General features: G+C 68.3%; 21 protein-coding genes. 17 read left to right on the forward strand and 4 right to left on the reverse strand.

Going from position 1 to position 21,624, the window contains the following annotated elements:
- Positions 1-26: 26 nt before the first annotated feature.
- Positions 27-944, forward strand: coding sequence for a sugar kinase (locus DFP88_RS15335; RefSeq protein WP_110815580.1), 918 nt, complete (start codon positions 27-29; stop codon positions 942-944).
- Positions 945-992: 48 nt separating this feature from the next.
- Here the strand turns inward: DFP88_RS15335 and DFP88_RS15340 are convergent, their stop codons facing one another.
- On the reverse strand, positions 993-2,204 hold the full coding sequence (locus DFP88_RS15340; RefSeq protein WP_110815581.1) for an aminotransferase class V-fold PLP-dependent enzyme: 1,212 nt from the start codon (positions 2,202-2,204) through the stop codon (positions 993-995).
- Positions 2,205-2,272: 68 nt separating this feature from the next.
- Here DFP88_RS15340 and DFP88_RS15345 point away from each other — a divergent pair, with 68 nt between their 5' ends.
- The gene (locus DFP88_RS15345; RefSeq protein WP_245904847.1) at positions 2,273-3,052 is read left to right on the forward strand and encodes an IclR family transcriptional regulator; all 780 of its coding nucleotides are present in this window, start codon (positions 2,273-2,275) and stop codon (positions 3,050-3,052) included.
- A gap of 2 nt (positions 3,053-3,054) precedes the next feature.
- Here the strand turns inward: DFP88_RS15345 and DFP88_RS15350 are convergent, their stop codons facing one another.
- On the reverse strand, positions 3,055-3,537 hold the full coding sequence (locus DFP88_RS15350) for a RidA family protein (RefSeq protein WP_110815582.1): 483 nt from the start codon (positions 3,535-3,537) through the stop codon (positions 3,055-3,057).
- 249 nt (positions 3,538-3,786) lie between these two features.
- Here DFP88_RS15350 and DFP88_RS15355 point away from each other — a divergent pair, with 249 nt between their 5' ends.
- From DFP88_RS15355 to DFP88_RS15390, 8 genes are all read left to right on the forward strand, one after another.
- Complete coding sequence (locus tag DFP88_RS15355; RefSeq protein WP_110815583.1) at positions 3,787-5,214, forward strand: NAD(P)-dependent oxidoreductase; 1,428 nt, start codon at positions 3,787-3,789, stop codon at positions 5,212-5,214.
- The gene (gene preA, locus DFP88_RS15360) at positions 5,214-6,524 is read left to right on the forward strand and encodes an NAD-dependent dihydropyrimidine dehydrogenase subunit PreA (RefSeq protein WP_110815584.1); all 1,311 of its coding nucleotides are present in this window, start codon (positions 5,214-5,216) and stop codon (positions 6,522-6,524) included. Before DFP88_RS15355 ends, preA begins: the two co-directional genes overlap by 1 nt.
- 199 nt (positions 6,525-6,723) lie before the next feature.
- Positions 6,724-7,980: a Zn-dependent hydrolase gene (locus DFP88_RS15365; protein WP_110815585.1), complete on the forward strand. Its 1,257-nt coding sequence runs from the start codon at positions 6,724-6,726 to the stop codon at positions 7,978-7,980.
- 49 nt (positions 7,981-8,029) lie between these two features.
- Entirely contained in the window at positions 8,030-9,484 is a 1,455-nt protein-coding gene (hydA, locus tag DFP88_RS15370) for a dihydropyrimidinase (RefSeq protein ID WP_110815586.1), read from the forward strand.
- Between the two features lie 17 nt (positions 9,485-9,501).
- Positions 9,502-10,281: an ABC transporter ATP-binding protein gene (locus DFP88_RS15375; protein WP_110815587.1), complete on the forward strand. Its 780-nt coding sequence runs from the start codon at positions 9,502-9,504 to the stop codon at positions 10,279-10,281.
- Entirely contained in the window at positions 10,278-11,282 is a 1,005-nt protein-coding gene (locus tag DFP88_RS15380) for an ABC transporter permease (protein ID WP_110815588.1), read from the forward strand. The genes DFP88_RS15375 and DFP88_RS15380 overlap by 4 nt, the downstream gene beginning before the upstream one ends.
- The gene (locus DFP88_RS15385; RefSeq protein WP_110815589.1) at positions 11,279-12,118 is read left to right on the forward strand and encodes an ABC transporter permease; all 840 of its coding nucleotides are present in this window, start codon (positions 11,279-11,281) and stop codon (positions 12,116-12,118) included. The genes DFP88_RS15380 and DFP88_RS15385 overlap by 4 nt, the downstream gene beginning before the upstream one ends.
- Positions 12,119-12,151: 33 nt before the next feature.
- Positions 12,152-13,147, forward strand: coding sequence for an ABC transporter substrate-binding protein (locus DFP88_RS15390; RefSeq protein WP_110815590.1), 996 nt, complete (start codon positions 12,152-12,154; stop codon positions 13,145-13,147).
- A gap of 42 nt (positions 13,148-13,189) precedes the next feature.
- Here DFP88_RS15390 and DFP88_RS15395 read toward each other — a convergent pair whose 3' ends face one another.
- On the reverse strand, positions 13,190-14,095 hold the full coding sequence (locus tag DFP88_RS15395) for a LysR substrate-binding domain-containing protein (protein WP_110815591.1): 906 nt from the start codon (positions 14,093-14,095) through the stop codon (positions 13,190-13,192).
- A gap of 90 nt (positions 14,096-14,185) precedes the next feature.
- Between DFP88_RS15395 and DFP88_RS15400 the strand changes: the two genes are divergently transcribed.
- The 7 genes from DFP88_RS15400 (at position 14,186) to DFP88_RS15430 (ending at position 21,187) form a co-directional block, all read left to right on the forward strand.
- Positions 14,186-15,370, forward strand: a complete 1,185-nt coding sequence (locus tag DFP88_RS15400) for a trans-sulfuration enzyme family protein (protein WP_110815592.1) — start codon at positions 14,186-14,188, stop codon at positions 15,368-15,370.
- 39 nt (positions 15,371-15,409) lie between these two features.
- The gene (locus DFP88_RS15405) at positions 15,410-16,426 is read left to right on the forward strand and encodes an amino acid ABC transporter substrate-binding protein (protein ID WP_110815593.1); all 1,017 of its coding nucleotides are present in this window, start codon (positions 15,410-15,412) and stop codon (positions 16,424-16,426) included.
- A 4-nt stretch (positions 16,427-16,430) separates the two neighbouring features.
- Positions 16,431-17,537 carry an amino acid ABC transporter permease gene (locus tag DFP88_RS15410; protein ID WP_110815594.1) on the forward strand — a complete coding sequence of 369 codons (1,107 nt, stop codon included), beginning with the start codon at positions 16,431-16,433 and terminating at the stop codon, positions 17,535-17,537.
- Positions 17,537-18,619 (forward strand): amino acid ABC transporter permease, encoded by a 1,083-nt coding sequence (locus DFP88_RS15415; protein ID WP_110815595.1) that lies wholly within the window; start codon positions 17,537-17,539, stop codon positions 18,617-18,619. The genes DFP88_RS15410 and DFP88_RS15415 overlap by 1 nt, the downstream gene beginning before the upstream one ends.
- Entirely contained in the window at positions 18,616-19,353 is a 738-nt protein-coding gene (locus DFP88_RS15420; protein ID WP_110815596.1) for an amino acid ABC transporter ATP-binding protein, read from the forward strand. The genes DFP88_RS15415 and DFP88_RS15420 overlap by 4 nt, the downstream gene beginning before the upstream one ends.
- A 467-nt stretch (positions 19,354-19,820) precedes the next feature.
- Entirely contained in the window at positions 19,821-20,012 is a 192-nt protein-coding gene (locus DFP88_RS17510; protein ID WP_342767736.1) for a helix-turn-helix transcriptional regulator, read from the forward strand.
- 287 nt (positions 20,013-20,299) lie between these two features.
- Positions 20,300-21,187: a BrxR family helix-turn-helix transcriptional regulator gene (locus DFP88_RS15430; protein WP_110815598.1), complete on the forward strand. Its 888-nt coding sequence runs from the start codon at positions 20,300-20,302 to the stop codon at positions 21,185-21,187.
- 48 nt (positions 21,188-21,235) lie between these two features.
- On the opposite strand, the gene DFP88_RS15435 is transcribed toward DFP88_RS15430, so the two are convergent.
- Positions 21,236-21,624: integrase core domain-containing protein (locus tag DFP88_RS15435; protein WP_146227528.1), on the reverse strand; the 389-nt coding region annotated here is incomplete at its 5' end.

Below are 21,624 nucleotides of genomic sequence, written 5' to 3' on the forward strand. Positions count from 1 at the left end.
ATGCGCATGATCAAGGAGACCGGCTGATGGAGTTCCTCGCCGTTGGAGAGCCGCTCGTCGAATTCGCGGCCGTGCCGGGCGCGGCCGAGCACTTCCACCGCCGGCTCGGCGGCGACACCCTGAACGCCGCGATCTACTACGCCCGGCTGCGCCCTGAGGCGCGCACCGCGCTTCTGACCCGGCTGGGCGACGACGCGATGAGCGGCTGGATGCTCGACGCCATCGCGGCCGAGGGGATCGACACCGGACCCGTCACGCGCGTCGCGGGCGGGCGCCCCGGCCTTTACACCGTGACGGTGGACGGGAGCGGCGAGCGCAGCTTTGCCTACTGGCGCGATCAGGCGCCGGCGCGGGGCATGTTCGACCGGGACCCCTGCCCCGAAACCGCCCCGCTGGCCCAGGCGCAGACCATCCTCTTCTCCGGCATCACCCTTGCCATCCTGCCGCCCGAGGGCCGCGCGCGGCTTCTTTCCGCGCTGAAAGCGGCCACGGAGCGCGGCGCGGCGGTGGTCTTCGACACGAACTACCGCCCCGTGCTCTGGCAGGACGCGAGCGAGGCGCGCGACTGGACCGCGCGCGCCCTTGGCGTCGCGACGCTGGCGATGCCTTCCCTAGATGATGTCGAGGCGCTCTGGCAGGGGCACGGCCCGGAGAACGCCCATGCCGCGCTGCTGGAAATCACGCCGGGCGAGATCGTGATGACCGCCGGCGCGGGCGCCGTGCTGCACCGCGCGCCGGGAGAGGGCTTCCGCAGCATCCCGCTGCCGCCGCCCGTCGCTGCCGTCGATACCACCGCCGCGGGCGACAGCTTCAACGCGGGCTTCCTTGCCGCGCGGGCCGGCGGCGCGGATGTCGAGGGCTGCGTGGCGGCCGGCGGCCGGCTTGCCGCCTGCGTGGTGGGCCATCCCGGCGCGATCATCCCACGCGAGGCCATGCCGGGCTAAAGCCCGATGCCCCGCCGCCTCAGGCGGGGCACCGACCCCCCCGATGGATCAGGCGTTCCAGGCGAGGTAGCCCTCGATCCCACCCTGCCGGGCCGAGGCCAGATCCTCGGGCGAGGTCTCTATGGCGGCGCCCTCCGAAAGCACCTCGACCAGCGCATCGCGCACCAGCGCCGCCTGACCGGGCCGCAGGTTGCAGGGATCGAGCTGGAAGTACCCAAGCTCGACCTCATGCGCCCGCACCACGATCGAAGGATCGCGCCGCCCGAGGGCGGCGGCGAAGCCGGCGGCGGTACAGCCCGCCAAGCCCGCATCGACATTCACCTGCAGCCGGCTCAGCGGATTGCCCGTGGGGTCCGGAATGCGGTGCGGCGTGATCCCGGCAAGCGGCTCAAGCGCCGTCTGCCACATCTCGAGCGCGGCCTCTTCCTCGGCGCGGACGGCGGCATGGTCGCGCGTCATCCAAAGCTCCATCGCGGCCATGGCGCCGGCGATGCTTTCCTTGCCGATCTTCATGCCCCGCCCGATCCCGGCGTTCTGCATGTAACCCGCGCGCACGAGGTCCTTGCGCCCCGCCACGATGCCGCTGGTCGGCCCGCCGAGGAACTTGTGCCCCGAGTAGATGGCAATATCCGCGCCCCGCGCGATGAAGCTTGTCAGGTCGTATTCCGAGGCCGCGTCGACGATCACCGGCACGCCCCGCTCGTGGGCAATCGCCACGAAGCGCTCGAAGGGGATCTGCCCGTAGTGCACGACGTGGTGCGACACGACATAGAGGGCGGCGGCGCAGCCCTCGTCGCAGGCCGCCTCGAGCTGGTAATCGGTCGCCTGCGTCGACTGGCCGAGGGGCCGGACGCGCGCGCCCGCAAGCTCGATCGACTGGCTGAGGGGCGCGCCGTAGTCGCACAGGTGCCCCAGCTGCACGGCGACGGCATTGCGCAGGCCGGGATCGCGCGGCAGCGCCTCGACCCGGGCGGGCGAGAGGCCGGTCATGCAGCCCGCGATGGCCAGCGTGATGCCGGCGCTGGCGCTGGCGGTCAGGAACCCGGCCTCGGCCCCGGTCAGCCGGGCGATGGTCCCGCTGGCCGCCAGCTGCATCTCGTGGATGCGGGCAAAGCGCGCCATCGCGGCAGCCGTCGCCTCGGCCACCTCGGGCCGGGTGACGGAGGCGCCGAGGCCGGTCATCGTGCCCGAGACATTGACGATGCGGGACAGGCCCTGCGCCTCGTGCCAGGTCCAGTCGGGGGCGGTATCGGCACTCATGGCCTCTCCTTTCTAGGTTGTGGCGCGGTCGCCGGGCAGGCAGAACGGCAGCCTGAGGAGTATGCCGCGTGACCGACCAGAACCCCATCCGTCAGCGCACCAGCGGGATCGACCGCGCGCTCCAGATCATGGACATCCTGGCCGAGCGGCTGGTGCCGGTGACGGCCTACGAGCTGTCGAAGGCCGCGGGCGCGCCGCCCTCGACCTTCTACCGGCTGATCGACGAGCTGGTCGAGCGCGGGATGCTGACGCGCACGGCAGAGGGGCGCGTCTGGCTGGGGCCGCGCCTGATGCGTTACGGCCTCGCCTATCGCTCGCGGATGAGCGCCTTTGCCGAGGCCGAGCGCGAGATGCAGGCGTTGAGCCAGCGCACCGGCGAGATGGTGCAGATCTGTGCCCGAGACGAGGGGCGCATGGCCGTCATCGCCATGGCCGAGGGCGGCGGGCATTTCCGCGTCACCTCGGATGTCGGCACGCGGGTGCCGCTGAACTGGACCGCCTCGGGGCGGCTGCTGCTGGGCCACCTGCCCGAGGCCGAGCGCATCGCGGCCTTCGCCGCCTGCGCCGAGCCCTCGCGCACCGGCCTTGCGCCGACCGATCCCGCGCTTCTGGCCGCCGAGAGCCGCCGCGACTACGAGGCCGGGCTTTCCGTGCAGATCGACACCTCCGAAGAGGCCGTCGCCTGCATCGCCGCCCCGATCCGCGACGAGGCCGGCGCCTGCGTGCTGACGATGTCCGTCGTCATGCCGCGCCACCGGGTCGAGGGCACGCTGGAAGCCATCGCCGCCGAGGTCCGCGCCGCGGCCGCCACCGTCGAGCGGGCGATGGGGCTGCACCGCGCCTTCTGACATCACTCCGCGATCTCGACGATCGCCTCGATCTCGACCGTGATCCGGTTCGGCAGAGAGCCGACCCCGAAGGAGGACCGCGCATGCACGCCGGCCTCGCCGAAGACCTCGTGCAGCAGGGTCGAGGCGCCGTCGATGACGAAGGGATGGTGCTGGAACTCGGGATGCGCGTTCACCAGGCCCAGCAGCTTTATCACGCCCGTCACGCGCGACAGGTCGGACAGATGCGTCTTCAGCGCGGCGATGATGTTCAGCGCCACGAGGCGCGCGTCCTCCTGCGCCTCTTCGGCGGTGACATCCACGCCGACCTTGCCGCGCCGCAGGCTGCCATCGGCCTCGACCGGCCCCTGCCCCGAGACGTAGAGCAGGTTGCCGCAGCGACGGACATTGGCGAAGGCGCCGATCGGCGCAGGGGCCGTTTGCGGCAGCGTCAGGCCGAGGGCCTGCAGGCGGGCTTCAGGCGTGGGCGTGGTCTTGTCGGTCATCCTATCTCCGATCCCCCGGGTCCCCGTGCTGGTCCGGGCGAGAGCCCGCCCGACCCTTGCAGCGAAAGCGATCCAGGGCTTTAGTACCTTGTAATGGGCTATATCGTCTTATTGTATAAATCAGCATCATTCGCCCCGGCTGTAAAGGGACGCGCCCTCCCGCCCGCGTTCACAAACCGCCTATTCTTTGCCGTTTGAGAAAAATCGGAACCGTGACACGCTGCAGTTGACTGAAGCGGGAGACGGGATATGGCCGATCGGGCAAGGGGTGGCATAGCGGCAGCGAGGCTCTCGCCGCAGGAGGCGGAGGCGGGTTTTGCCGACCTCCACCCGCCGCTGGACCGGCGCGCGGCGGCGGTGGCCGCCGACCGCTGCTACTTCTGCTACGACGCGCCCTGCATCGCGGCCTGCCCCACCGGCATCGACATCCCGCTTTTCATCCGCCAGATCGCCGGCGGCCGCCCCGAGGAGGCGGCGAAGACGATCTTCGACCAGAACATCCTTGGCGGCATCTGCGCCCGCGTCTGCCCGACGGAGGATCTTTGCGAAGGCGCCTGCGTGCGCGAGGAGGCCGAGGGCAAGCCGGTCGAGATCGGGCTGCTGCAGCGCCATGCCACCGACAGCCTGATGGCCGCGCCGCAGCATCCCTACCGGCGCGCGCCGGACAGCGGCAAGCGCATCGCCGTCGTCGGCGCCGGTCCGGCGGGGCTGGCCTGCGCCCACCGCCTCGCGCTGCACGGCCATGCCATCACCCTTTACGAGACGCGCCACAAGCCGGGCGGGCTGAACGAATTCGGCATCGCCGCCTACAAGGCGACCGGCGGCTTCGCCCAGGCCGAGGTCGACTGGATCACCGCCATCGGCGGCATCACCCTCGAGACCGGGCGCCGGCTCGGCGCGGATCTGACGCTTGAGGCGCTGCGCGACAGCTTCGACGCGGTCTTCCTCGGCCTCGGGCTGGAGGGCGTGAATGCCCTGACCGCCGAGGGGGCCGAGTTGGAGGGCGTAGCGGATGCGGTGGGCTTCATCGCCGAGCTGCGGCAGGCCGAGGACCTGACGGCGCTGCCCGTGGGCCGCGACGTGGTGGTGATCGGCGGCGGGATGACGGCGATCGACGCGGCGGTTCAAGCGCGGCTGCTGGGCGCGCGCTCGGTGACCATCGCCTATCGGCGCGGGCGGGCGCGCATGGGGGCCTCGCGCTACGAGCAGGATCTGGCGACCTCGCGCGGGGTGCGCATTCTCTGCAACCTGCGCCCCGTCGCGGTGCATGGCACCGACGCGGCAACGGAGATCGAGCTGGCCCGCACGGTCGAGACCGGCGCCGGCCTTGTCGACACCGGCGAGCATCTGCGCCTGCCTGCCGACCAGGTCTTCAAGGCCATCGGCCAGAGGCTGGTGCTGGAGGGCGGCCCCGCCCAGCGCGGCGGCAGGATCGCGGCGGATGCGCATGGGCGCACATCCATCGAGGGTGTCTGGGCGGGCGGCGATTGCGTCTCGGCGGGCGACGACCTGACCGTCTGGGCCGCGGCGCAGGGCCGCGACGCCGCAGAGGACATCCACGCCAGCCTGATGCGAGCCGAGGCGCAGCCCACCGGCGCAAGAATTGCCGAAGCCGCCCGCGGCATCGCGGCCGCCCCGCGCGGCGCCATGACCGCGCTCGACCGGAGACAGACCTGATGGCCGACCTGACGACGACTTTCGCCGGCATCCGCAGCCCGAACCCCTTCTGGCTCGCCTCTGCGCCGCCGACGGACAAGGAATACAACGTGCGCCGCGCCTTCGAGGCGGGCTGGGGCGGCGTGGTGTGGAAGACGCTGGGCGCCGAGGGGCCGCCGGTCGTCAACGTGAACGGCCCACGCTACGGCGCGATCTACGGCCCCGACCGGCGCCTGATGGGCCTCAACAACATCGAGCTGATCACCGACCGCCCGCTCGAGGTGAACCTCGAGGAAATGACGCGCGTGAAGGCGGACTACCCGGACCGCGCGCTGATCGCCAGCATCATGGTCCCCTGCGAGGAAGACGCCTGGCGCGCCATCCTGCCCCGCGTGGCCGAGACCGGCGCCGACGGGATCGAGCTGAACTTCGGCTGCCCGCACGGCATGAGTGAGCGCGGCATGGGCAGCGCCGTCGGTCAGGTGCCCGAGTACATCGAGATGGTGACCCGCTGGTGCAAGCGGTACTACGACCGCCCCGTCATCGTGAAGCTGACGCCCAATATCACCGATATCCGGGGGCCGGCGCAGGCCGCGCGCAACGGCGGCGCCGATGCCGTGAGCCTGATCAACACGATCAACTCGATCACCTCGGTCGACCTCGACAGCCTCAGCCCCGAGCCTTCGATCGACGGCAAGGGCAGCCACGGCGGCTATTGCGGCCCGGCGGTGAAACCGATCGCGCTGTCGATGGTCTCGGACATCGCGCGGGCCGAGGGCACGCGGGGGATGCCGATCTCGGGCATCGGCGGCATCACCACATGGCGCGACGCGGCGGAGTTCCTGGTGCTGGGCTGCGGCTCGGTTCAGGTCTGCACCGCGGCGATGACCTACGGCTTTCGCGTGGTCGAGGAGATGAAGGCCGGCCTCTCGGCCTGGATGGACGAGAAGGGCTATGCCTCGGTCGCCGAGGTGACGGGCCGGGCGGTGCCGAACGTCACCGACTGGCAGTACCTGAACCTCAATTACGTCACCAAGGCGCGGATCGACGAGGATCTCTGCATCAAGTGCGGGCGCTGCTATGCCGCCTGCGAGGATACCTCGCACCAGGCCATCGCGATGAGCGCGGACCGCCGCTTCGAGGTGATCGACGCCGAATGCGTCGCCTGCAACCTTTGCGTCGACGTCTGCCCGGTCGAGGATTGCATCACGATGACACGGCTGGCCCCGGGCGAGGTCGATGCCCGCACCGGCAAGGTCGTGACGGCGGACTACGCGAACTGGACGAGCCACCCGAACAACCCGGCGGTGACGGCGACGGCTGCCGAGTAGGCCCCGATTCCTCGCCCCTCGCTTCTCTGCGCCCGGCCCCGGTTCTCGCCCTGCCCGCGAATTGCACAACCACCGGGTGCCGGGCGCCCATTGTCCCGGCACCCGCCGCAGCCCCTCGCCAACGGACCGCCACGCCTGCCCGCGCCGGTACCTGTGGCCCGCGCCCTGGGGGCAGGATGAGGGGACAGGAGGGCCAGGCATGACGGCAGGCGCCAGGGGCGAGAACGTGACCGTGAACGGCGAGAGGCTGTGGCAGTCGCTGATGGAGATGGCGAAGATCGGACCCGGCGTCGCGGGCGGCAACAACCGTCAGACCCTGACGCAGGCCGATGCCGAGGGGCGCGCCCTCTTCCGCCAATGGTGCGAGGAGGCGGGTTGCACCATGGGCCTCGATTCCCTCGGCACGATGTTCGCCCAGCGCCCGGGCCTTGATCCCGACGCGCTGCCGGTCTGCATCGGCAGCCATCTCGACACCCAGCCCACGGGCGGCAAGTACGACGGCGTTCTGGGCGTGCTCGGCGGGCTCGAGGTGATCCGCACGCTGAACGAGCTGGACCTGCGCACCAAGCATCCGATCACCGTGGTGAACTGGACCAACGAGGAAGGCACCCGCTTCGCTCCCGCGATGCTGGCCTCGGGCGTCTTCGCCGGCATGCACGAGCAGGCTTGGGCCGAGGACCGGGTGGACGCCGGTGGCACCCGCTTTGGCGATGCGCTGGACGCCATCGGCTGGCGCGGCGAGGAGCCCGTCGGCGCCCGCAAGATGCACGCCATGTTCGAGCTGCATATCGAGCAGGGCCCGATCCTCGAGGCCGAGGGCAAGGAGATCGGCGTCGTCACCCATGGGCAGGGGCTGTGGTGGCTGCAATGCACCGTGACCGGCAAGGACGCGCATACCGGCTCTACCCCCATGGCGATGCGGGTCGATGCCGGGCTCGGCATGGCGCGGATGACCGAGGCGGCGCATCGCATCGCGATGGCGCATCAACCCCATGCCGTCGGCGCCGTCGGCCATGCAGAGGTCTTCCCGAACTCGCGCAACGTGATCCCCGGACGCGCCGTCTTCACCGTCGATTTCCGCACCCCCGATCTTGAGAAGCTGACATCCATGCGCACCGCCTTCGAGGCGGAGGCGCAGCGGATCGCCGAAGAGGCCGGGCTCGGTCTCGAGATCGAAGAGGTCGGCCATTTCGATCCCGTCACCTTCGACCCCGGCTGCGTTGCCGCCGTGCGCCGCGCGGCCGAGCGGCTGGGTCATGCGCATATGGATATCGTCTCGGGCGCCGGCCACGACGCCTGCTGGATCAACCGCGTGGCGCCCACGGCCATGGTCATGTGCCCCTGCGTCGATGGCCTTAGTCACAACGAGGCCGAGGAGATTACCCCCGGCTGGGCCAAGGCCGGCACCGACGTGCTGCTGCACGCGGTGCTCGAGACGGCAGAGGTGGTGGCATGACCGCCCTGCCCCCGCAGCGCCCTGACCTCCGCACCAGAAAGGCCCGGACATGAGCACCGTGATAAGGGGTGGCACCGTCGTCACCCATGACCTCAGCTACAGGGCCGACGTGCTGATCGAGGATGGCACCATCACCCAGATCGGCGAGGGGCTGACCGGCGACACGGAGCTCGACGCGACGGGCTGCTACGTGATGCCCGGCGGGATCGACCCGCACACCCACCTCGAGATGCCCTTCATGGGCACCCATTCCACCGACGATTTCGACAGCGGCACCCGCGCCGCGCTGGCGGGCGGCACCACCATGGTCGTCGATTTCGCCCTGCCGCAACCGGGACAGGGCCTGCTGGATGCGCTGAAGACCTGGGACAACAAGTCCGCCCGCGCCCATTGCGACTACTCCTTCCACATGGCCGTGACCTGGTGGGGCGAGCAGGTCTTCGACGAGATGCAGGAGGTGGTGGCGAAGCACGGCATCAACAGCTTCAAGCACTTCATGGCCTACAAGGGCAGCCTGATGGTGCAGGACGACGAGATGTTCGCCTCGTTCCAGCGGCTGGCAGAGCTGGGGGCCATCGCCCTTGTCCATGCCGAGAACGGCGACGTGGTGGCGGACCTCTCGGCCAAGCTGCTGCGCGAGGGGACGACCGGCCCGGAGGGCCACGCCTATTCCCGCCCGCCGCAGGTCGAGGGAGAGGCCGCGAACCGCGCCATCATGATTGCCGACATGGCCGGGGTGCCGCTCTACGTCGTCCATGTCTCCTGCGAGCAGAGCCACGAGGCGATCCGCCGCGCCCGGCAGGCCGGGATGCGGGTCTGGGGAGAGCCGCTGATCCAGCACCTCACGCTGGACGAGGGCGAGTATTTCCACGCCGACTGGGATCATGCCGCGCGGCGCGTGATGTCGCCGCCCTTCCGCAGCAAGGCGCATCAGGCCTCGCTCTGGGCGGGGCTGCAATCAGGCTCCCTGTCGGTCGTGGCCACCGATCACTGCGCTTTCACCACGGCGCAGAAGCGCACGGGGGTGGGCGATTTCACCAAGATCCCCAATGGCACCGGCGGGCTGGAGGATCGGCTGCCGATGCTCTGGACCCATGGCGTCGTGCCGGGGCGGCTGACCCCGAACGAGTTCGTCGCCGTCACCTCAACCAATATCGCCAAGATCCTGAACTGCTACCCGAGGAAGGGCGCGATCCGCGTGGGCTCGGACGCGGATATCCTCGTGCTCGACCCGGCGCGGGAAAAGACCATCGCCGCGACGGACCAGCAATCGGCCATCGATTACAACGTCTTCGAGGGTCAGCAGGTCTCGGGCCTGCCGCGCTACGTCCTCTCGCGCGGGCGGGTCATGGTGGATGACGGCACTTTGAAGCCCGCCGAGGGGCATGGCCGCTTCGTCGCCCGCGCGCCGCGGGGCGAGGTCAGCCGTGCCCTGACCTCCTGGAAAGAGACCACGCGCCCCCGCCCCGTCGACCGGGCGGGTATCCCCGCGAGCGGGGTCTGAGCCATGGCGAGCGGGCTATGAGCGGCGCCGTCGTCGAAGCCGAGGGGCTAGGCCTCACCTTCGCCACCGGCGACGGGCCGGTCCATGCCCTGAAAGACGTCTCGCTGAGCATCGGCAAGGGAGAGTTCGTCTCCTTCATCGGGCCGTCGGGCTGCGGCAAGACCACCTTCCTGCGCTGCGTCGCGGGACTGGAGGCGCCGACCTCGGGCAGCCTGCGCGTGAACGGGATGAGCGCCGACAACGCGCGGCGCGCGCGGGCCTACGGCTATGTCTTCCAAGCGGCCGGGCTTTATCCTTGGCGCACCATCGGCGGCAATATCGCCCTGCCGCTCGAGATCATGAAGTACCCGGCTGCCGAGCGGCAGCGCCGGGTGCGCGAGACGCTGGCGCTGGTCGACCTCGCGGGCTTCGAGAACAAGTATCCCTGGCAGCTGTCGGGGGGCATGCAGCAGCGTGCCTCCATCGCTCGCGCGCTCGGCTTCGACGCGGATCTGCTGCTGATGGACGAGCCCTTCGGCGCGCTGGACGAGATCGTGCGCGACCGCCTGAACGAAGAGCTTCTGGCGCTCTGGGCGCGCACCGGCAAGACCATGCTCTTCGTCACCCATTCGATCCCCGAGGCGGTCTATCTGTCGACCCGGATCGTGGTCATGTCGCCGCGCCCGGGGCGCATCAGCGACGTGATCGAGAGCCCCCTGCCGAAGGAGCGGCCGCTGGAGATCCGCGACAGCTCCGCCTTCATCGAGATTGCGCACCGCGTCCGCGAGGGCCTGCGCGCAGGGATGGAGGCCGCATGACCGAGGCCGCCGCCCCCGGCCCGGCGACGCTTGCGGCAGCGACCGCACGCCGCCGCCTTGCCGCGCGCGGCGCCGCCCTGCGGCAGAGTGTCCTGCCCGTGCTGGGCGTGATCGCGGCGCTTATAGCCTTCTGGTACCTCGCCTGCATCCCGATGAACGCCGCGCAATCGGTGCTGGAGGCCGCGCGCGCCGGCGCCCCCGTGACGCCTGCCGAAGCCTCCGAGCGGCGCGGGATGTCCGGCCTCGCGCTGGCAGTGCAGAACCCGGCCGAAGCTGCGGCCCGCGCCTATGGGCAGGAGCGGCCGCGCCTGCCCGCCCCGCACCAGATCGGAGCCGAGGTCTGGGCCGCCACGGCGCAGGTCGCCCCCACCTCGCCGCGCAGCCTGCTTTACCACGGCTGGGTCACGCTGTCGGCGACGCTGCTGGGCTTTGCCTTCGGCGCGGCGCTGGGCGTGCTTCTGGCCATGGGGATCGTGCAGTTCCGGGTGATGGATCTGAGCGTGATGCTCTGGGCCATCGTCAGCCAGACGGTGCCGATCATCGCCATCGCACCGATGGTCATCGTGGTGCTGCATTCGGTCGGGATTTCGGGGATCGTGCCCAAGGCCGCCATCGCGGCCTGGCTGTCGTTCTTCCCGGTCGTGGTCGGCATGGTCAAGGGTCTGCGCAGCCCCGATGCCGCGCAGCTCGACCTGCTGAAAACCTACGGCGCGACGGCGCGGCAAACCTTCCTTTCGCTGCGCCTGCCAGGCTCGACGCCCTACCTCTTCGCCTCGCTCAAGATCGCCGTGGCCGCAGCCCTCGTCGGCACCATCGTGGCAGAGCTTCCGACCGGCGCGCAGGCCGGCTTCGGCGCGCGGCTGCTGGCGGGCAGCTACTACGGGCAGACGGTGCAGATCTGGTCCGCCCTCGTCGCCGCCGCCGTCCTTGCCGCGCTGCTGGTCGCGCTGGTCGGCGCGGCAGAGCGTCTGGTGCTGGCGCGCATGGGACTGCGGCGGTGACGCTGGTGGCCCTCGCCCTTGCCCTCTGGGCCGGCGCCTGGGCGCTGAACGTCCGGCTGGCAGCCGGGCCGGACCAGCGCCGGGCCGCCCTCCTCGTCCCCGCGCTTTTCGGCCTGACGCTCCTGATGCTGTGGGAGCTTCTGGTGCGCGGCCTCGCGGTGCCGATGGTGATCCTGCCGGCACCCAGCCGGATCGGCGCCGCCATTGCCGCCAATGCCCCGATCCTCTGGACGGATTTCGTGCAGACGGTCCTGCGGGGCGCCCTGCCCGGCTATGCCATCGGCTGCGCCGCCGCCTTCGCCGTGGCGCTGCTGGCCGACCGGGTGCCGCTGCTGCGCCGCGGCCTTCTGCCGGTCGCGGGAATGATGGCCGCGCTGCCCGTGGTGGGCGTCGCCCCGATCCTGGTGATGTGGTTCGGGTTCGACTGGCAGTCCAAGGCCGCCACTGTCGCCGTCATGGTCTTCTTTCCGGTGATGGTGAACACCGTCGCCGGGCTTTCGGCGGCAGAGGCGATGCAGCGCGACCTGATGCGCACCTACGGCGCCGGCTACTGGTCCGCGCTGTCCAGGCTGCACCTGCCCGCCGCCATGCCCTTCGTCTTCAACGGGCTGAAGATCGCCACGACGCTGGCGCTGGTCGGCGCCATCGTGGCCGAGTTCTTCGGCAGCCCGATCCGCGGCATCGGCTTTCGCATCTCGACCTCCGTGGGCCAGCTCGCGCTGGACATGGTCTGGGCCGAGATCGCCGTCGCCGCGCTGGCGGGCAGCGCCTTTTATGGCCTGATCGCCGTGACCGAGAAACGGGTGACCTTCTGGCACCCGTCGAACCGGGACTGATCCCGGAGACAAACAGGAACAGGGGAAGACGACATGCAACGGATCATTCTTGCAGCCCTCGCGGGCGCGGCCTTCGCGGCACCGGCCAATGCGCAGGACGCGGTGACGCTGCAGCTCAAGTGGGTCGCGCAGGCGCAGTTCGCGGGCTACTACGTCGCGCAGGACCAAGGCTTCTACGAGGAGGCCGGCCTCGACGTGACGATCAACCCCGGCGGGCCGGACATCGCGCCCGAGCAGGTGATCGCCGGCGGCGGCGCCGATGTCATCGTGACCTGGATGGCCGCCGCCCTCGCCGCGCGCGAGCGGGGCGTGCCGCTGGTCAACATCGCCCAGCCCTTCGGCACCGGCGGGCTGCAGCTGACCTGCCTCGCCGAGACCGGCGTCGAGACACCGGAGGATTTCCCCGGCCGTACCCTTGGCGTCTGGTTCTTCGGCAACGAATACCCCTTCTACGCCTGGATGGCGCAGCTCGGCATCGACACGGGCGGCACCAGCGACACCGGCGTCACGGTCCTGAGGCAGGCCTTCAACGTCGATCCGCTGCTGCAGGGACAGGCGGACTGCATCTCGACGATGACCTACAACGAATACGGGCAGGTGCTGGACGCGGGCTATACTGAAGACGAGCTGGTGAACTTCAACTACCTCGACGAGGGCATCGGCATGCTGGAAGACGGCCTCTACGTCATGGAAGAGGACCTCGAGGATCCGGCTTTCGTCGACAAGATGTCCCGCTTCGTAGCCGCTTCGATGGAGGGCTGGCGCTATGCCGAGGCGCACCCCGAGGAGGCCGCCCAGATCGTCATCGACAACGACACGACCGGCGCCCAGACGCTTGAGCATCAGGTCTACATGATGACCGAGGTGGCGAAGCTGACCGAAGGCTCCGACGGATCGCTCGACCCCGCGGCCTACGAGCAGACTGTCGCCACGCTGCTCTCCGCCGTCAGCGAGGACAACCCCGCGATCACCGAAGAGCCCGAGGGCGCCTATACGACCGCCGTCACCGATATGGCTCTGGGCGAGTAAACCGCCGGGGACAGCGCGGCGGATACGGCTGGCCAGGTCCCATCAGACCATGGGGCCTTGCTGGCTGGACCTGTTGCGCTGTCCCATGATCTCGGCGACGAAGGCCTTCACCAGCGTCGATTTCTGGCTGTTCGGGGGAAAGAGAAGGTAGGCCTTGAAGGGCACGCGGGGGCTGAAGGGACGCAGCGCGAGCCCCGGATAGCGTTCTTCCCGGGCGGCCAACGGGTTGACGAAGCCGACAGCATCTCCGGTCAGCGCCAGTTCGCAGACCGTGGCGGAACTGGGTGTCTCGATGACATAGTCGGGATCCACGCCGGCCTCGGCGAGCGCCGCGTCGAACCGGTGGCGCGCCCGGTCCTCTGACGCGAGACCGATCAGCGGCTGGCCGTCTAGCATGTCTGGCGTCACGACCTCTTGGCGGGCCAGCGGGTGATCCTCCGGCATCGCGATCAGCCCGGCGAAGGTGCCGAAGACCTGCGTGTCCACGCCTGACCTGTCGATCTCGTCGGCGGCGATCCCGATATCGTAAAGGCCGTCCGCCACGCCGTTCCGGATCGCCGGCGAGGAGGTGATGTGCAGAGTGATCCGGGTGCGCGGGTTGTTCTGCCGGAACGCCCGCACGGCCGCCGGGATCAGGATGCTGCCGGTCGCGGCAAGCGAGGCGATCCGCAGCGAGCCGGTCCCGTGATCGCGGATGTTCGCGGCCGACACGCGCAGGCGGTCCAGACCGATGAAGCTGGCCTCGACCTCGCGGAAGAACAGCTTTCCCTCCGGTGTCGGGACGAGACGCCCACGCACGCGGTCGAACAGGGCGAAGCCGACCGCCGCCTCCAGCTCCGAGATCAGGCGGGACACGGCCGGCTGCGTCACCGCCATGAGTTCGGCAGCCCGCACCGTCGATCCCGAAATCATCACGGCATTGAAGGCCTCGAGTTGTCGATGCTGCACTATCAGGTTTCCGCATAGAGATATGACTTGGGATCAGTATTCATTCTGGGCGGAATCGGCGAGGGTGCAAGCAACAACACAGGACCTCCCATGCGCGACGCGACCCTTTCCGTACATCACCCTGCCGTATCCGAAGACGGCTATGCCGCGCTGAGCGTCCCGACGCACCGTGCGTCGACCATCGTCTTTCCAGATGCCCAGGCCTATGCGACGCGGGGCAAACGGTCGCTTGACGGGTATTCCTACGGCCTTCACGGCACGCCCACGCAAAAGGTGCTCGAGGCGCAGCTCTCGGCGCTGGAGGGCGCGGAGCGGACGGTGATCCTCCCCTCGGGACAGGCGGCCATCGCCATCACCTTCCTGACGGTTCTCGCCGCCGGTGACCACGTGCTGATCCCGGACACGGCCTATCCGCCGGTCGTCGGGTTCTGCCGCAACTACCTCGCGCCGCGCGGGATCGACTGGTCGGTCTACGCGCCCGGCATCGGCGCCGGCATCGAGGCCGAGATTCGCGCCGAGACCAAGCTGATCTGGATGGAATCCCCCGGATCGACCACGATGGAGGTCGAGGACGTGCCGGCCATCGTTCAGGTCGCCAAGGCGAAGGGCATCCTGACCGGCATCGACAACACCTGGGCGACGCCGCTTCTGTTCAAGCCGATCTCGCACGGCGTCGACTTCTCCATGCAGGCGCTGACCAAATACCCCGGCGGGCATTCCGACCTGCTCCTAGGGTCGGTCAGCGTAGGCAGTCTGGAGCATCGCCAGCGGCTGCGCGATACGATGCGGATGCTGGGTCTGGGCGTGTCCCCGGACACCGTGGGACTGGTGCTGCGGGGCATGGAGACCATGGCGATGCGCCTGTCCCATATGGGGCGCGTCGCGACCGAAATCGCCGAGGAGCTGCAGGATCGCGGCGTCGGCGAAGTGCTGTTCCCCGCCCTTCCGTCCTGTCAGGGGCACGAGATATGGAAACGGGACTTCGCCGGGGCCAGCGGGCTTCTGTCCGTCGTCCTGCCCGAGGCTGCCGAGGCCAACCTCGATGCGGCGCTCGACGCGCTGGAGGTCTTCGCGATCGGCGCATCCTGGGGCGGGACACGCAGCCTGATGGCCCCGATGTCCGTCGCCGGATCGCGGGCGTTCCCGCATGGGCGCAACGACCGCACGATCCTGCGGATCAGCATCGGCCTCGAGGATCCCCGTGACCTGCGGCAGGACCTCGACCGCTTCTTCGGCATCCTCTCGGGCGCCGACGGAAAGACGACCGCGGGCTGAACCCGCGGCGACAAGACAAAACCCCAACAGGAGTATCCCATGAGAACGAAGACCATCGTGTTGTCGTCCATCCTTGGCGCGGCCATCGCGGCCCCGGCCGTGGCGCAATCCACGCTGGAGACGGTGAAAGAGCGCGGCCGCCTGATCTGCGGCGCAAGCCAGGGCACGCCCGGCTTCGGCGCGCCCGACGACAACGGCTACTGGAACGGCATCGACGTCTCGATGTGCCGCGCCGTCGCGGTGGCGGTGCTGGACGACATGGATGCGGTCGATTTCGTGCCCCTGACCGGACAGCAGCGCATCCCGGCCCTGCAGACCGGCGAGATCGACATGCTGCCGCGCACCCTGACCTGGACCCTGCAGCGCGATTCCAACGGCATCGATTTCACGACCACGAACTACTACGAGTACACCGGCTTCATGATGCCCGCCTCGCTGGGGATCGAAACGGCCGAGGACATGACGGGCGCCTCGGTCTGCGTGCAGACCGGCTCTACCACGGAGCTGATCGTCAACGATGTCTCGCAGAAGAACGGGCTGGATCTGAACCCCGTCGTCTTCGACAACACCTCGGGCACGCGCGAGGCGTTCTTCTCGGGCCGCTGCGACGCGCTCATCACCGATGCGGGCGCGCTGGCCTCGGTCCGGGCCACGATGGCCGACAACCCGGATGATTACGTCATCTTTCCCGCGACCCCCTATGCCTCGGCGCTGACGCCCGCGGTCCGCGAGGGCGACGCCGAATGGCGGGACATCGTGAACTGGTCGATCCAGTCGCTGATCGCCGCCGAGGATTTCGACCCGACGCAGGAGAACATCGACGCGGCGCTGGACAGCGAGGATCCGGTGATCATGCGCTTTGTCGGCACCACGCCGGGCCTTGGCCAGTCCTTGGGCCTGTCGGACGATTTCTCCTACCGGATCGTGAAGGCGATGGGCAATTACGACGAGATCTTCGAGCGGACCGTCGGCATGGACAGCCCGCTGCAGATCGAGCGCGGCTACAATGCCCTCTACAGCGGTGGCGGGCTGATGTTCCCGCTCGCGTTCCAGTAAAGCCATGCTGCGCAGTCTCTGGTTCTCTTCCCGGGTCCGGGGCTGGGCCGCGCAGGCCGCCTTTCTGGGCGGTCTGCTCGCCATGCTCTGGTGGCTGGCGGGCAACACGGCCCAGAACCTCGCCATCCGCGGCATCCGCACGGGCTTCGACTACCTGTCGCGGCCGACGGGCTTTCCGATCTCGGAGAGCGTGGTGCGCTACAGCCCGTCGGACAGCTACTTCTGGGCCTATGTCGTCGGCGTGACCAATACGTTGGGGCTGTTCGTCGGCCTTGCGCGGCGGTCGGAGCATCCGCTCCTGTCGCGCATGGCCGATATCTACGTCACCTTGATGCGGAACATCCCCGTCGTGGTGCAGCTGCTGTTCTGGTACGGCATCGCGATCTCGCTGTTCCCGCCCCCGGCGCAGGCCCTCAACCCGCTGCCGGGCCTCTTCCTCACGCTGCGGGGCGTCTATGCGCCGTCCCTGGTGCTGGGACCCTGGGGCGGGGTGCTGATCGCGGCGTGTTTGGTGCTGGCGATCGCGACGATCGTCCTGATGCGCCGGCCCCAAGCTGCCGCTCTGCGCCTGCCGGTCCGGATCGCCGTAGGCATCGCCGGCTGGATCGTCGCGGCCTGGGGTCTGTCGGTGCTTCTGTCGCACCCCCTGTCGCTGCAGTCTCCGGAATTGCGGGGGCTCAACTTCACCGGCGGGCTCCAGCTGTCGCCGGAGTTCGCGGCGATTATCTTCGGACTGACGATCTACACGGCCGCCTATATCGGAGAGATCATCCGCGGCGGGATCGAAGCCGTCGGCAAGGGCCAGTGGGAAGGCGGCCGCGCGCTGGGCCTGACCGAGCGCCAGATCATGTTCAAGGTTATCCTGCCACAGGCGCTGCGCGTCATCGTGCCGCCCCTGACCTCGCAGTATCTGTCCACGGTCAAGAACACCACGCTCGCCGTCGCGGTGGGCTACCCCGAGCTCGGGCTCGTCGTGAACACGGTGATCAACCAGACCGGACAGGCCATCGAAAGCATCCTCGTCATGCTCGGCGTCTTCCTCACGATCTCGCTCTCCGTGTCGCTGTTCATGAACTGGTACAACGCCCGCGTGGCACTGGTGAGCCGCTGATGATCCATATCTCCGATCCCGAAACGCCGCGCCTGCCGCCCCGGACGCCGCACCGCCCGCTGCTGAAGCTGTTCTTCGGCGACGTGTTGTCCGCCGCGCTGACGGCACTGGCCCTTGTCGCCGTCTTCATGCTGCTCCCGGGGCTGAATTGGGTCACGCTCGATGCCAACTGGGCCGTCGCGGACCCGGACCTCTGCCGCCAGGGCGGCGCCTGCTGGGCCTTCATCCGGGCCAAGCTGAACCTGATCCTCTTCGGGCTCTATCCCCCGTCCGAGCAATGGCGCGCGGGGCTGGTGATCGTCATCATCCTTGCGATGATCCTCGTCTCCCTCTGGCCGCGGGTCTGGGGCGGCCGGCTGCTGCTGGTCTGGGCCGGAGCGGTCGCCGCGATGCTCATCCTGATGCGTGGCGGGATGCTCGGCCTCGCCCCTGTGCCGACCTCGAAATGGGGCGGGCTTCCGGTGACCCTGATGCTGGCGACGCTGTCGCTGGGCCTCGCCTTCCCGCTTGCGGTGCTGCTGGCGCTGGGGCGGCGCGGACGCCTGCCGATCGCGCGCGCCGTCTGCGTGACGCTGATTGAGCTGGTGCGCGGGCTGCCACTGGTCGGGCTGCTCTTCGTCGCCGCGATCCTGCTGCCGCTGCTGCTGCCGCCGGACTGGACCGTGGACAAGCTGGGCCGCACCCTTGCCGCGCTGACGATCTTTGCCGCCGCCTACCTGGCCGAGGTCATCCGCGGCGGCCTTCAGGGCCTCGATACCGGGCAGACGGAGGCAGCCGAGGCGCTGGGCATCCCCTACTGGAAGACGATCTGGCACATCGTGCTGCCGCAGGCGATCCAGAACGTCATCCCGCCGCTGACCAACACCGCGATCGTCATGGTCAAGAACACCTCGCTGGTCTTAATCGTCGGCGTCTTCGACATGCTGAGCGCCGCCCGCAGCGCCGCCACCGACCCCGCCTGGCCAGCGCCCTATGCGGAATCCTACCTGTTCGTCGCGCTGATCTACTTCGCGATCTGCTTCGGCATCTCGGCCTATTCCGCCCATCTCGAACGCGGCGTCCGCGCCCGGAGGCATTCATGACACAGGCGATCCGGCTGCAAGAGGTCGACAAGTTCTACGGCACCTTCCAGGCCCTTCACGGTGTGGACCTGGAGGTCTCAACCGGCGAGCGTGTGGTGATCTGCGGCCCCTCCGGCTCGGGCAAATCGACCCTGATCCGCTGCATCAACCAGCTCGAAGAACACGATGGCGGGCGGATCGAGGTGCGCGGCGTGAAGCTTGGCGACGACCTGCGCAATCTCGATGCGGTGCGGCGTGAGGCGGGCATGGTGTTCCAGCACTTCAACCTGTTTCCCCATGTCACCGTGCTGGAGAATTGCGTCATGCCGCAGGTCCTCTCGCGCGGCACGAAACGGAAGGCTGCCGAAGACACGGCGCGCGGCTATCTGGACCGGGTCCGGATCCTCGAACAGGCCGACAAGTTCCCGGGCCAGCTCTCGGGCGGGCAGCAACAGCGCGTGGTCATCGCCCGGGCGCTGTGCATGGAGCCGAAGATCATGCTCTTCGACGAGCCGACCTCCGCGCTCGATCCCGAAATGATCTCGGAAGTGCTCGACGTGATGGTGGACCTTGCCGGCACGGCCATGACGATGGTGGTCGTCACCCACGAGATGGGGTTCGCCCGCCGTGTCGCCGACAGGGTCGTCTACATGGAAGCCGGCGCCGCCGTGGAGACCGGGACGCCGGACCAGATCTTCGGCACCCCGCGCGATGAACGGACGAGACGGTTCCTGTCCAAGGTGATGGCGGGCTGACTTCGCGCGTCCCAGCGGCCGGCCCGGCAGCAGCCGCGTCACATTGCGCCAGCGCTTTCACATGGATCTTAGCAGGCATGGCCCAGCCGCTGCTCCCGGCATGACGCGGTCGCCCAGAAGGTCGGAGATCGGCAGATCATACTCCGCGTCGACAGGATTCTTCACCGCCAGAGGCTAGGTCGCAGCCCCCTGCATGCAGTTGGCGGAGGAAGTGCGCTTCCAACCGGACCGTCTCCTGTGACCCCTGAGGATGATCCGGCAGGCTAACGTGTCTTACGGACTTCTAGGGAACATTTCGCAATTTGACGCCGATTCACTGGGCTATTCGCTACTGCGCCCACTGTCCGAAGGGCACCGCCCGCAACGCGCAGCGCCCCGCAAAACACTGACTTGAATAGGTTTTCTTTCTACGCATTCGTCGTCTTGCGACCACGGAGGTCGTTCGAAAGGAAACTGAAATGCGAGAAATGTGCCTCAGTCAAATCGAGCTGGCTGCCCGATGGAGAATTAGCCCAAGGACACTTGAGCGGTGGCGGTGGATCGGCGATGGGCCGCGCTTCATGAAGCTCGGCGGGCGCGTGATCTACCGCCTCGAAGATGTGCTGGCGTTCGAACAGCAAGAGCTGCGCGATTTGGAGGAGATAAAGACTGGGCGTTGAAACCAGCGCGCGCATCGTCAGCCAAACCCTGCGCGGCGAGTCGTTCTGACCTGCGCAGGGAATTTGCGCACGCCGAATAGCCTGCCGTTCGCCAGCAAGCGCCATTCCGGCCCTTAGGCCTAAGTCATAGCAACCATCCTCACCTTCCGATAGAACCGCGTTCGAAAACAATCACTTTACGCGCAATTTCGATTGCCCGCTTTCCTTTCCTCAGTTAGCGTCATCGAGAGCACAGAAAATGGGCCCACATAGTTTGCGGGTCCACCGATCTGGCCCGGAGGTGATTTTTGGAGAGCGACCGGTCGGAACTTCGCTGGGGTGTCGAGCAGCGCCTTGAGTTCATAGAGTTCCGCCTATTCTGGGAGGGGCATGTGAACCGCAGCGATCTTATGGATCAGTTCGGGGTATCGGTGAACCAGGCGTCCACCGACCTGAATCGGTACATCGGCTTCGCCCCCGACAACATGCTCTACGACAAGAGTGCGCGAACCTATGTACGAGGCTCCGAGTTCAAGCCGCAGTTCCTCGAGCCTGACGCGAGCCGCTACCTTGCACAGCTGCGATCAGTCGCTGACGGGATCCTCGACCGCGAGGACGCCTGGATCGCCAACCTCCCGCCCTACGCGGCCGCACCTACGCCGGTTCGCGGGGTCAATCCGGCGACGCTTCGTTCTGTCGTTGGCGCCATCCGCCGGTCCGAGGCGATCGAGGTAAAGTACCAGTCCCTGTCCAGCCCCGAGCCGCGCTGGCGCTGGATCGCCCCCCATGCCATCGCGTTTGACGGTTTCCGCTGGCACACTCGGGCGTTCTGCCAAACCGACGATTGCTTCAAGGACTTCCTGTTGTCGCGGATGCTCGAGATCCGAGGCTCAGGCCAAAGAAACAAGTCGGCCGGTGACGATCACGACTGGCTTTCCGAGGTTACGCTGGAGGTTGGGCCACACCCCGACCTCTCGGAAACACAAGCGAAGGTTATTGCCCTCGATTATGGCATGCGCGGCGGCAAGGCGAAGATCAAGGTGAGACGTGCGCTCCTCTACTATGCGCTTAAACGCCTCGGTCTTGATACCGCCCCCGAAGCGCGCGCGCCCCAAGACCAGCAGATCGTGCTGATCAATCGCGACGAGATTTTCAGCGGCATTCGAGCAGCTGGCGCTCCGGAGGGTTCGAAATGAATCCTTCTTCGGACATTGCGTCTGACCTGCCCCCCGATCGTCCCTCATTCATAATGAGAGTCTGCCGGTTTGAGATTGGTAGTCGGGGGGTAGTTTCATGGCAAGCGCGCCGGGCGCGGAGCCATCAGGGAGCGCAAGCGTCCGGCGCGCTTCGAGCGGCGTCAGGTTGCCAAGCGAGGAGTGCGGCCTGACAGCGTTGTAGTCGTAGCGCCAGAGGGCGATCTTTCGGCGCGCGTCATCCAAGGTGTCGAAGATCTCCTCGTTCAGCAGCTCGTCGCGCAGGCTGCCGTTGAAGCTTTCGATGAAGGCATTCTGCTGCGGCTTGCCGGGATCGATGTAGTGCCAGGCAACGTCGTTCTGATCGGCCCACTTCAGGATGGCCCGACTGGTGAACTCCGTTCCATTGTCACTGACGATGCAAGCCGGCTTGCCATAGA

It is taken from the genome of Pseudoroseicyclus aestuarii (assembly GCF_003217255.1).
Taxonomy (GTDB): Bacteria; Pseudomonadota; Alphaproteobacteria; order Rhodobacterales; family Rhodobacteraceae; genus Pseudoroseicyclus; species Pseudoroseicyclus aestuarii.

Excerpts from the sequence above, each read along its gene's own strand:
- DFP88_RS15335 (WP_110815580.1), top strand. The coding sequence starts at position 27 with ATGGAGTTCCTCGCCGTTGGAGAGCCGCTCGTCGAATTCGCGGCCGTG.
- DFP88_RS15340 (WP_110815581.1), bottom strand. The coding sequence starts at position 2,204 with ATGAGTGCCGATACCGCCCCCGACTGGACCTGGCACGAGGCGCAGGGC.
- DFP88_RS15350 (WP_110815582.1), bottom strand. The coding sequence starts at position 3,537 with ATGACCGACAAGACCACGCCCACGCCTGAAGCCCGCCTGCAGGCCCTC.
- DFP88_RS15355 (WP_110815583.1), top strand. The coding sequence starts at position 3,787 with ATGGCCGATCGGGCAAGGGGTGGCATAGCGGCAGCGAGGCTCTCGCCG.
- preA (WP_110815584.1), top strand. The coding sequence starts at position 5,214 with ATGGCCGACCTGACGACGACTTTCGCCGGCATCCGCAGCCCGAACCCC.
- DFP88_RS15365 (WP_110815585.1), top strand. The coding sequence starts at position 6,724 with ATGACGGCAGGCGCCAGGGGCGAGAACGTGACCGTGAACGGCGAGAGG.
- hydA (WP_110815586.1), top strand. The coding sequence starts at position 8,030 with ATGAGCACCGTGATAAGGGGTGGCACCGTCGTCACCCATGACCTCAGC.
- DFP88_RS15375 (WP_110815587.1), top strand. The coding sequence starts at position 9,502 with ATGAGCGGCGCCGTCGTCGAAGCCGAGGGGCTAGGCCTCACCTTCGCC.
- DFP88_RS15380 (WP_110815588.1), top strand. The coding sequence starts at position 10,278 with ATGACCGAGGCCGCCGCCCCCGGCCCGGCGACGCTTGCGGCAGCGACC.
- DFP88_RS15390 (WP_110815590.1), top strand. The coding sequence starts at position 12,152 with ATGCAACGGATCATTCTTGCAGCCCTCGCGGGCGCGGCCTTCGCGGCA.
- DFP88_RS15400 (WP_110815592.1), top strand. The coding sequence starts at position 14,186 with ATGCGCGACGCGACCCTTTCCGTACATCACCCTGCCGTATCCGAAGAC.
- DFP88_RS15405 (WP_110815593.1), top strand. The coding sequence starts at position 15,410 with ATGAGAACGAAGACCATCGTGTTGTCGTCCATCCTTGGCGCGGCCATC.
- DFP88_RS15410 (WP_110815594.1), top strand. The coding sequence starts at position 16,431 with ATGCTGCGCAGTCTCTGGTTCTCTTCCCGGGTCCGGGGCTGGGCCGCG.
- DFP88_RS15415 (WP_110815595.1), top strand. The coding sequence starts at position 17,537 with ATGATCCATATCTCCGATCCCGAAACGCCGCGCCTGCCGCCCCGGACG.
- DFP88_RS15420 (WP_110815596.1), top strand. The coding sequence starts at position 18,616 with ATGACACAGGCGATCCGGCTGCAAGAGGTCGACAAGTTCTACGGCACC.
- DFP88_RS17510 (WP_342767736.1), top strand. The coding sequence starts at position 19,821 with ATGTGCCTCAGTCAAATCGAGCTGGCTGCCCGATGGAGAATTAGCCCA.